This window comes from Bacillus sp. GMs2/2, from assembly GCF_050172095.1.
GTDB lineage: Bacteria > Bacillota > Bacilli > Bacillales > Bacillaceae_G > Bacillus_A > Bacillus_A cereus.
This window is the reverse complement of record NZ_JBNLYE010000151.1, coordinates 1-10,149: the sequence shown is the minus strand read 5'-3', so window position 1 is coordinate 10,149 and position 10,149 is coordinate 1. Positions and strand designations below refer to the sequence as shown.

Genomic DNA, 10,149 nt, shown 5'->3' with positions numbered 1-10,149 from the left:
AAGCAATTAGTTTCTTTCTCCTTTTGTTTTGCTTAATTGTAGTAAATGAAACGTATGCCTATTCACCAAAATCTTTACCAATCTCTCAAAACTCTGATCAATGGCAAGTGAATATTGATAAACCGAAAAAAACAAACAAGAATATGCTTCAAGCTAAAAAAGATGAATTTCAAACATATCATTTTTCAGTAAAGAATGTCGGGAATAGTGAAGTATATAATGTAAACGTCGAAGTATTCCGCAACGAACCAAATAAGAAAACGAAATATGAACTCTTTTCCCTAAAGGAAAGTCGTTTGGCAAGTGGAAAAACTGGATTTGAACACGCTAATTTACCCGTTGCTACAAAAGCAGATGAAGTTGATGTTATTATTACATGGCAAGAACACCCATTCCGATCGATGCGAAATGGTCAAAAAGTTGAATCTAGCAAATTTAAAGAGCATTTTGTTTTTAAAGAAGCTAAAAAGTAAATGGGATACGGATATATTCACACTATCATTGATATAGCTTTATTTACTAGTACCAGTTCGTAAGCAAATTAAAAAGTCGTGGCTTATAAATGCCACGACTTTTTATATTAATTCGTACTAATACCTCTCGCTGCCCAAATGCGATCGATATCAGCAGCATGTTGTCCGCCATATAAAAGAGCATCCGCTTGCTTAATCGCTTTTGCTCCATCACTGAATTTAGAGTTTGGTGTTAATGACCAGTGCGATTGTAAAATAATTTTCGTTGCTACATCACGTCCAAATGCTTGTGCCATTTCATATTGGCCTTGTGCCCAAATTTCCCCATCATCATGTACCTCATTTGTAATATCTTTCGGATACACTTTATTCGTATCTAATCGGCGTAAGCACGTCGGATCTGAACTAGAATAAGCAGTCGCATCCCATTCTCCAACACATGCTTTACCATATCCAGTAGTCGATACTGCATCTTCATATGTAGCACCTAAGAAGTCGCCAAATCCTTCTCCCATCGCTCCACCTTCTGCTGAACTACCAAAGCCAGGAACTTGGTTATCTTGAATCGAATGCCCATACTCATGTGCGATAATACCAGCATCTTCTGCATCATCAACACCGCCAGTACCGAAAGTTAAAGCTTTTGTTGATGGAGAATAGAATGAGTTATCATCAGTTGTACCATTAACATTCACTTTTATCGAACGGTTATTAATATTTTTAAAACCTAGACTTTGAATGTAACGTTGCAATGTATCAATATGATAATATGACATTACATCTTCAAAGCTATCATTTGCACGTGTATAGTTGAATTGTAAGTTTGTAGATTTTGTTTTCGCTTTTGAAGAAATCGTTACATATTCTCCAATTAAAAATCCTGTTCCATCTAAACCTTTTAACGTAACAGTTTTTAATTGGTTCGTTAGAGCTGTTGAATCTGCATCGTTATTATCTTTTAAGCCTACTTTACTACCGCTAGATACGACTGGGTTAGGTAAAAATACTTTTCCTGACCCTTCAGCTTTTCGGTTTATATCAACCTTTTTAATTAACTTTCCATTTTCTGCATCAATAAATGTTTCCCATGCACCAAATGGATTATTAGAATGGACTACAACTTTATATACTGGACGAGCAATTCCTTCTTCAACAATATATCCGAACTCTTTATCTGTAGGAGCCCATAAATTTTGCTCACTTGCTTCTCCAACATACGCCATTGATTTTTGTATTGCATCTTTTTCACTAATTTTTGTCGTTACTTCCTTCACACCTGTAACAGGCTGATAATCAGAAACAGCGAGTACTCCCTTTCCCTCTCCGTTAAGCGTAACTGTTATTTGTTTTGAAAATACAGGTGCACCATTAACAACTTGTTGGAACCTAACATATGAAGCTACTGATGTTTCTGTTGTAGAAATATATTGCAAGTCTGAAAGATCTGTTTTCAATCCATACTGCGCAGCATTTTCTTTTAAATATTCAGTTGCTTTTTTCTGTGGCGAATAAGCTTCTAACTTTACTTGCTGTTGTTTTTCCAATGCCGAAACCGTAGAAATCGTCCCCATTACTAACGGCACGGTCATTGCCATTGCCACCATTTTTTTATTAAACATAGAACCACTCCCCCTAATAAAGTAGCTCAACCTTATCCCATTACCACTAGGCAATCATTCCCCGCAAAACGGATGGATAAAAATTGAATCTACGAGTAATTCTCTATGAACACTTCTATTACCTTTCCATTTAGGGTAAGTGAAATTTTCTCAATATTTATGTATGAATTGAACACAATACTGTAGAAATATATTTCTACGGTATTGTGTTCGGTACGCTATGAAAAAAGACAATTGCTAGTGGTCCTATCGAATGTATAGTCAAATAAATTCTAATCATACAAAAAAGGAAGTTGGAATCATTCCAACTTCCTTTTTTCTTTAATTAGCTGCACTTAATTTAATTCTAAGTTTTGTTTCACCTAAAGAAAGTTCATCGTCTTCGTTCGTTAAGTGACCAAATGTAAATTGTTTAACGAGTAAGTTTTCTTCCAATAAATCTTTATGGTTCGTTAACGTTCGCTGTAGTTCTTCTTCTGTATCAAGAATAATATCGACTCGTAAATTAACTGGTAAATTCAACTGTTTACGATATTCTTGAACCGCACGAATGAATTCACGCGCTACTCCTTCTTGTAACAATTCTTCCGTTACATTCGTATCTAACATAACCGTATATTGTCCGTTAGTTGTATTAGAGAATCCTGATTTTGCAACTTTCTCAACTAACACATCTTCAGCAGTTACAACTACTTCTTCTCCTGGTGTTGCTTCGTAAACTGCTCTTCCTGTTAATACAAAGTTTTGCACTTCTTCTTGTGATAATTGTTTTAGCCAACCATTCACTGCATTCACATTTTTACCGAACTTCGGCCCCGCTGTTTTAAAATTAAGCTTCAATTGATATGATGTGTATTTTGTTTCATCGAGTTCAACATGGAACGCTTTTACATTTAACTCATCCATAACGATATCACGATAAGATTCCCAATCCATATCATTCTCGTTATGCTCAAGTAATACAAGTTCTGCTAGCGGCTGTTTTACTTTTAAAGAATGCTGATTACGGTTACTTCTTCCAAGTTCAACAACTTGTAAAACAGCATCCATTTCCGCTTCTAATTTCGGCTGAAGTAGTGATTCATTTACAACTGGATAATCGGCTAAATGAACGCTGCTTCCTTCTAAATTCAGATGAATGTCTTCCGCGACAAATGGTGTAAATGGTGCAATTAATTTACTAATTGTTACAAGTACTTCATGAAGTGTCTCATACGCAGCTGCTTTCTCAGCGTTCATACCAGATTCCCAGAAACGATTACGTGAGCGTCTTACATACCAGTTACTCACTTCATCTACAAGTGTTGCAATTTCACGAGCTGCATTCGTAAATTGATAATCATCAAGTCCAGTTCTCACTTTTTTCGTTGTACTATGCAACCTTGATAATACCCATTCGTCTAATTTTGTAAGCTTTACATCATACTTTTCTTTCGGATTATACTCATCTAAATTTGCATATAAAACGTAGAAGCTATACACATTGACTAATGTATCTACAAATTTAGATTTCGCTTCCAGTACTGTTCTTTCAGAAAAACGCTTCGCATTCCACGGGGCACTATCAACAAGTAAAGCCCATCTTAGCGCATCTGCACCAAACTTATCTACTAAATCAACTGGGTCTAGTGCATTCCCTTTACTTTTAGACATTTTCTGTCCTTCTTCATCTAAGACATGCCCTAATGATAACACTCGTTTATACGGTACTTTTCCTGTATATAGTGCTGAGACTGCTAATAAACTATAAAACCAGCCGCGTGTTTGATCAATTCCTTCTGCAATAACATCCGCTGGAAACTGCTCTTCAAATAACTCTTTATTTTCAAATGGGTAATGATATTGTGCAAATGGCATAGAACCACTATCAAACCAAACATCAATCACTTCTGGTGTACGATTCATTGTGCCTCCGCATTTCCCGCAGCACACTTGCACTTCATCTACATACGGCTTATGCAATTCCAAATCTTCCGGTGTTTCTTTCGTACTATGCTTTCTTAATTCGGCAATGCTCTTCGGTGCGAACTGATGATTACAACTTTCACATTCCCACACGTTTAATGGTGTTCCCCAATATCTATTTCGGCTAATATTCCAGTCCACCATATTTTCTAAAAACTTACCAAAACGTCCATGTTTCATATGATCCGGATACCAAGTAACAGAATCATTATTTTGTAAAAATGTATCTTTAATTGCAGTTGTTCGGATTAACCAACTTTCTCCTGCATAATAAAGTAGTGGTGAATCACAACGCCAGCAATGCGGATAGCTATGTTCATATTTTTCTTTATGATACAGTAAACCTTCCTTCGCTAAATAACGAACGATATCCACGTCACAATCTTTTACAAATCTCCCTTTCAAAAATGGTACCGCTTCTGTATACTCACCTTTTTCATCTACAACGTGCAAGAATGACAATCCTTCACTTTGAACGACTCTATAATCGTCCTCTCCATATGCTGGAGCAATATGAACAAGTCCTGTACCACTATCTCCCGTTACAAAATCTGCTGCAATAACGCGGTAACCATTTGTAACTTCTTTCATCGGAAATGGCGCTGTATAAGATGTGTTTAATAATTCTTCGCCTTTATGAACAGATAATACTTCATAGTTCTCTTTTAATACTTCTTGTACACGTTCTTTCGCAACAATATATACATGACCTTCTTGTTTTGCTTTAACGTATTCCATATTTGGATGGACAGCAAGCGCAACGTTTGCTGGAAGTGTCCAAGGTGTTGTGGTCCAACCTAAAAAATACTCATTTTCACTATCTTTCACTTTAAACTTCACAGTTGCACTTAAATCTTTTACTGTTTTATACCCTTGTGCAACCTCATGTGAGCTCAATGAGGTTTGGCAGCTTGGGCAGTATGGTGAGACTCTATGTCCTTTATATAACAATCCCTTTTCATGGATTGTCCCCAAAATATGCCATACACTTTCGATATATGGATTCTTTAAAGTTACATATGGATCATCCATATCTACCCAATAACCGATGCTTTCAGTGAATTCACGCCACTGCTTCTCATATGTGAAAACACTCTCTTTACACTTTTGAATAAATGGTTCAATGCCATATTCTTCGATCTCATGTTTACCAGAAATACCAAGTTGCTTCTCAACGCCTAATTCTACAGGTAAACCATGTGTATCCCATCCCGCTTTTCTTAACACTTTATAACCAGCCATCGTTTTATATCTTGCTACTAAGTCTTTAATTGTTCGTCCAAGTGCATGACCTACATGCGGTAGTCCGTTCGCCGTTGGTGGTCCTTCATAAAATACGAAAGACTGTGCGCCTTCTCGATTCTGAATTGATTGTTCGAAAATATTTTGTTCGTTCCACTGTTTGCGAATTCGCATTTCTCTTCCTACAGCTGATTCTTTTACATCTACTTTTTCCATATACAATCACTCCTTTGAATATTTTAAAGCACACAAAAAACCCGTCCCTATAAAGTAGGGACGGGTTTACCCGCGATACCACCCTAATTCTATTAGCTTTTTCACTAATAGCACTTAGCAACGTACTATCATACGTGTTCTTTGTAACGGTAGACATCCGTCCGGGCTTACTTACTTTCAGCCTCAGCTCCTCGGAGATGATTTTCAAATAACGTCTGCACACCGGCTTTCAGCAATATACCGGCTCTCTGGAGAACAGCTCACTATTTTACTCTTTCTCGTCTTCAGATTTGTATACTTTGTTAAAAGTTATTTTATGCCATTTAGCAACTAATTGTCAACTAATTCAAAATATATCCTTATCTTTTTCCCCTATTCTTATACAATTACTTTTCAAATTCTCGCAATGCTGCTAAATTTTCATCATCCTCAATAAGTTCAACAAAGAATCCCGAGTCATCCTCACGAAGGACAATTTCAAGCTCTTCCTTCGCCTCTTCATTTCTATTTAACTGTGCTAAATAACAAGCACGATCATATCTTGCTAACAAATCACTTGCATCCATTGTTAATACTTCATTTGTTATTTTTTCTGCCTTTAGTGTTTGGCCGGCACCATGATATGAAGACGCTAAAGAAAGAAGAATTACTGTTTCATTTGGATGATGTATAGAAGCATTTTCTAATACTTGAATTGCCTCTTCAAACCTTTCTTGACTTTGATATATTTCTCCTAAAGCAAGAAATGCTCTACTTACAAACGGTGTTTGCTCTGTTAATTGTAAGATAATCTTTTCTGCTTTTCTTTCTTCCCCTGCTTTAAAGAATACTTGTGCTTGCAGAAGAAGAGTATCATAATCATCTGGTAGTTCTCGAACCATTTGTTTCGTTAATTCCAAAGCATCTCTTAACATATCTTCTTCCTCGCACTCAACGAAAAGATTTACAAGTTGCTTCGCTACGTCATAATCCCATTTATTTTCTAGTGACGTGTGCAGAATCTCTATTGCTTCTTTATTCATCTCTACATTCTCATAAAATAGCGCAAATCGCTGTGCTGCCATACTATTTTTCGGATTTAACTTTAAAGAGATTTCATATAAATCAATTATCATAGTAACCATTGAAATTTCTTTCGCACGATTTTTCATACGATAAAAAGCTCTCGTAATGATAGATCGTTTCGGCTGTTCATGCAGCTGGCGTTCAATCCATATTTCCGTAACCGCAGCTGCAGCATACATGAATGCTGCACTTCTTTCTGCTTTTTTCACCTTTAATGTATGAAGAAAATCTCGTATGTTAGACAATTTTTTATGTTGCTCTACTGCTTTTACATAAACATCAAATATACGTTCATTATCAAAATCTTTTTGTATTACTTTCATTGCAACTTCAATTGCTTTTACATTTCTTTTTTTCACTAATACTTTTGCATAATGATATAGTACTTCTATATGCTCACCATCTAATTGTAGCGCGTATTCAATCTGTGCTTGTTCTTTATCTGTTTCATTCATCGCTCCGTACACATATGCAATCGCATCTAAACGCCATATTTCAGGTACTTCGTCCGCTAATTGTTCTAGTTCAATCAGCAATTCTTCCTGAAGGTTCATTTCTACTGAAAGCTGTGCCAAATATTCCATATTAATATGCAACGGCTCTTCTTTCATCGCCTGAACCATATGACTTTGTTCTTTAGAACGGTTTTCTTCTTTTTCGTATATTTCCGCAAGCTGTAAATGTACACCTACGAAATTCCCATCAAGCTCTAAACATGTTTCATACGCCTGCTTTGCTTCCGTCAATTGCCCTAATGCCATAAGTGTTTCGCCAATTCGGTAATACGGTAATGCCGTTTCCATTTGTTCTATCGCCTTATTATATCTTTTCATCGCTTGGCCGTACTGTCCAATAGATTCATACAAAATACCTGCATAACAACCGTACTCACTTACTTCATTTCTTTCTTTGTGTAACGTTCTTAAAAATGCTATACCTCGTTGTACAAATTCCGTTCCTTTAATTCGATTCACATATTCATCTAACGCACTTGCTACATTATAATCACTTTTCTTTATACCATTTTCTAACTTAGATAGCGCTACTTTAAATCCTTCTTCATTTCCACCAAGTTCAATTTCAGCATCCCATAAAACCATTCCTGCATTCATGAGGAAATCTTGGCTCTTTTCAATTTGCTTCTCAAGACCAAGAATATATTCTTTTGCTTCCTTATATTGTTCTCTTGCCATATAAACTTGTGTAAGTCCGAAGTGAGAATAAACATCCTCATCATTTTCTTCTAAAGCACGCTTATACAATACTTCTGCTTCTTCCAAGCTATCATTTTGAAAATGATAGTCACCTAATTTTACGTAAAGAGGTGCTTTATCATCACAATTCTCAATACCGTTTAATAAAATTTCTTTCGCACTTTCCTCATCCTTCAAATCAGATTCGTATATTTCCGAAAGTTTCGTATAAATGTAAGGTGCATTACTATCCAAATGAATCGCTACTTTAAGCCCTTTTATTGCTAAATATAATTTCCCTAGTTGATGTGCACATCTCGCTCGTTCATACCATACATGCGCTTCATATTTATACTCTTTTAACAAGTCATTAAAGATTTCATATGCTTCTTCATATCTTTCTAAATCTATTAATATTAAACCGTGATTTGTTAAAGTGAACCTTTCAGGACTACGCTCTAACGCAACTTGAGAGTATTGCAATGCTTTTTCAGATTGATCAATATACATATAGGATAAAGCGAGAAAACTCCAAGCAATAGGCTGATCTGCGTCTAATTGTAACGATGAACGAAAGCTTGAAATCGCTTCTAGATAACTTTCCTGTTCAAACGCATATCTTCCGTTTATTAAATGATATAAAGCACGATTATTTTTCTTCTCAACGCTTGTCAGCATTTGCTCCGCTTTCTCTACTTCCTGAAGACGAATAAAACACTGTGCACCATGCAATTTAACAAAGTCCGAGTTCGGAAACTTTTCCATTAACTTATCGATACAATATAAAATAAATTCTTTATCTACTTCAACATCTAAGTGCTTTATCGTATATAACCACGTATTTGGATTATCACTCGTTTCTTTTAAAAATTGTACTAAGTTACTAATTCCCTCTTTGTCATGTTCATCTAAATGATCCGTAAGAGAAAAAATAGATTTAAAATAACGATCTTCTTCTTCACTTAGAAACGCTAGTTGCTCCTTCTTTTCTTTCGGAACAAACGTGATTGCTAAACAGCCTGTATAACGATATTTTTCTTGTAATTTACTATATTCCACAAGAACTGGTTCTATAAAGTTTGGATCTTGAACATAGAAAGCTTGCAATGTATCATCATATCCAGATAGAACTTGTACGTGTGAAGCATGCTCAATATCTATACTTAATAAAACAGGAATTCCTTCGTCAATCAGTCTCTTATAATTCTCTTCATTCCCTTTAAAATAACGATATTCATAACCTAATTCTTCTAAATAAGAAACAGTATCTGAAAACTTCGAACCTGTCATATCAAAAATAAACTCTGCTATTTCATCTTGTGTACGTTTCTCTCCCCATATACGCAACATCATCTCTAAACTTGTCGGAACACAATAATTATCCTTTTGTACAATAGGAACTATCGGCAAGTGAACCTTTTTTCCATCCGGATTTTTTTCTAAATTATGATATAAAGATTCTTTTAAACTCTTTTCTTCTTTTAATAGTTTTTGTAAATCTGCAAATTTATTCATTTTGTACAGTGCTTCTGCACGTAAATGTACAAAGTAAGTATTATAGGCATGATATGGCAGCTGAGTATTTATGTTATCTATTACCGCTAACATCTCTTCATATTGCTCTAAATCTAATAAATACTTTATCTTCTCAAAATGAAAATATGGTACTTGTGGGAATTTTACAATCGCATCATCGATTAACTGTATCGCGCGTTTTTGTTCTCCTTTATTCGCATACAATTGTGATAATAAATAGGTAGATAACTCTTCACAATCTTCATGCTGCATGCCAGCAATAAATTGTTCTTCCGCTTTCTCCCATTCACCTGTATGCATATAAACGTAGCCCCATTTATCAAACACTGCGCGCGCACTGTACTCCTCTGCTTTTTGCATATACATTAACGCTTCTTCGTTTCGTTTCATTTCTAAAAGACATCGTACTAACGTAAAATATGTTTTCGCTAAAAAATCTGCATCTATTTCTTCTTTACTTAACTCTTCTAAAGAAGATTTTAACAACTGCTCTGCTTCAAGAATTTTCCGCTCATCAATTAACTCATCACAATATAAAGAGAGCGTTCTCATATTTGGGAATTTTTTATAAGCGTAACGAATGAGGAATGAACTGTATTGGTGCATAAGCCCTTCATCAGTAAGGCGAATTAATATATCGAACTCCTTATGCGAAGGAATATTGGCAAGCCAATTCTTCACAGAGGATAAAGTATTCGTTTCTTTTATATATGCAATTTCATTATTTATTTCCTGTAATCCATCTACAAATCTCTTGTCTTTTAAACAAGTTTCTAACTGCTTAAAATCTAGCATGCATTCACCTCGAATTTATATTTATACTGCTACTTGCTTAGATTT

Annotated in this window: 4 protein-coding genes and 1 other annotated feature; of the genes, 1 reads left to right on the top strand and 3 read right to left on the bottom strand. The window is 35.4% G+C overall.

Annotated features, from left to right (window positions below; all coding sequences use genetic code 11):
- Positions 1-473, top strand: a 473-nt coding sequence (locus ACQGS6_RS17615) for a hypothetical protein (RefSeq protein WP_426965362.1), incomplete at its 5' end; no start/stop codon positions are given.
- A 107-nt stretch (positions 474-580) separates the two neighbouring features.
- Here ACQGS6_RS17615 and ACQGS6_RS17610 read toward each other — a convergent pair.
- The 3 genes from ACQGS6_RS17610 to ACQGS6_RS17600 all read right to left on the bottom strand — a co-directional run bounded on the left by ACQGS6_RS17610 (position 581) and on the right by ACQGS6_RS17600 (position 10,104).
- Positions 581-2,092: a M36 family metallopeptidase gene (locus tag ACQGS6_RS17610; protein ID WP_000482274.1), complete on the bottom strand. Its 1,512-nt coding sequence runs from the start codon at positions 2,090-2,092 to the stop codon at positions 581-583.
- A 321-nt stretch (positions 2,093-2,413) separates the two neighbouring features.
- Positions 2,414-5,515, bottom strand: a complete 3,102-nt coding sequence (ileS, locus tag ACQGS6_RS17605; protein WP_426965361.1) for an isoleucine--tRNA ligase — start codon at positions 5,513-5,515, stop codon at positions 2,414-2,416.
- A 53-nt stretch (positions 5,516-5,568) separates the two neighbouring features.
- Positions 5,569-5,809: a binding site (T-box leader), on the bottom strand.
- A 92-nt stretch (positions 5,810-5,901) separates the two neighbouring features.
- Complete coding sequence (locus ACQGS6_RS17600; protein WP_426965359.1) at positions 5,902-10,104, bottom strand: tetratricopeptide repeat protein; 4,203 nt, start codon at positions 10,102-10,104, stop codon at positions 5,902-5,904.
- Positions 10,105-10,149: the final 45 nt, after the last annotated feature.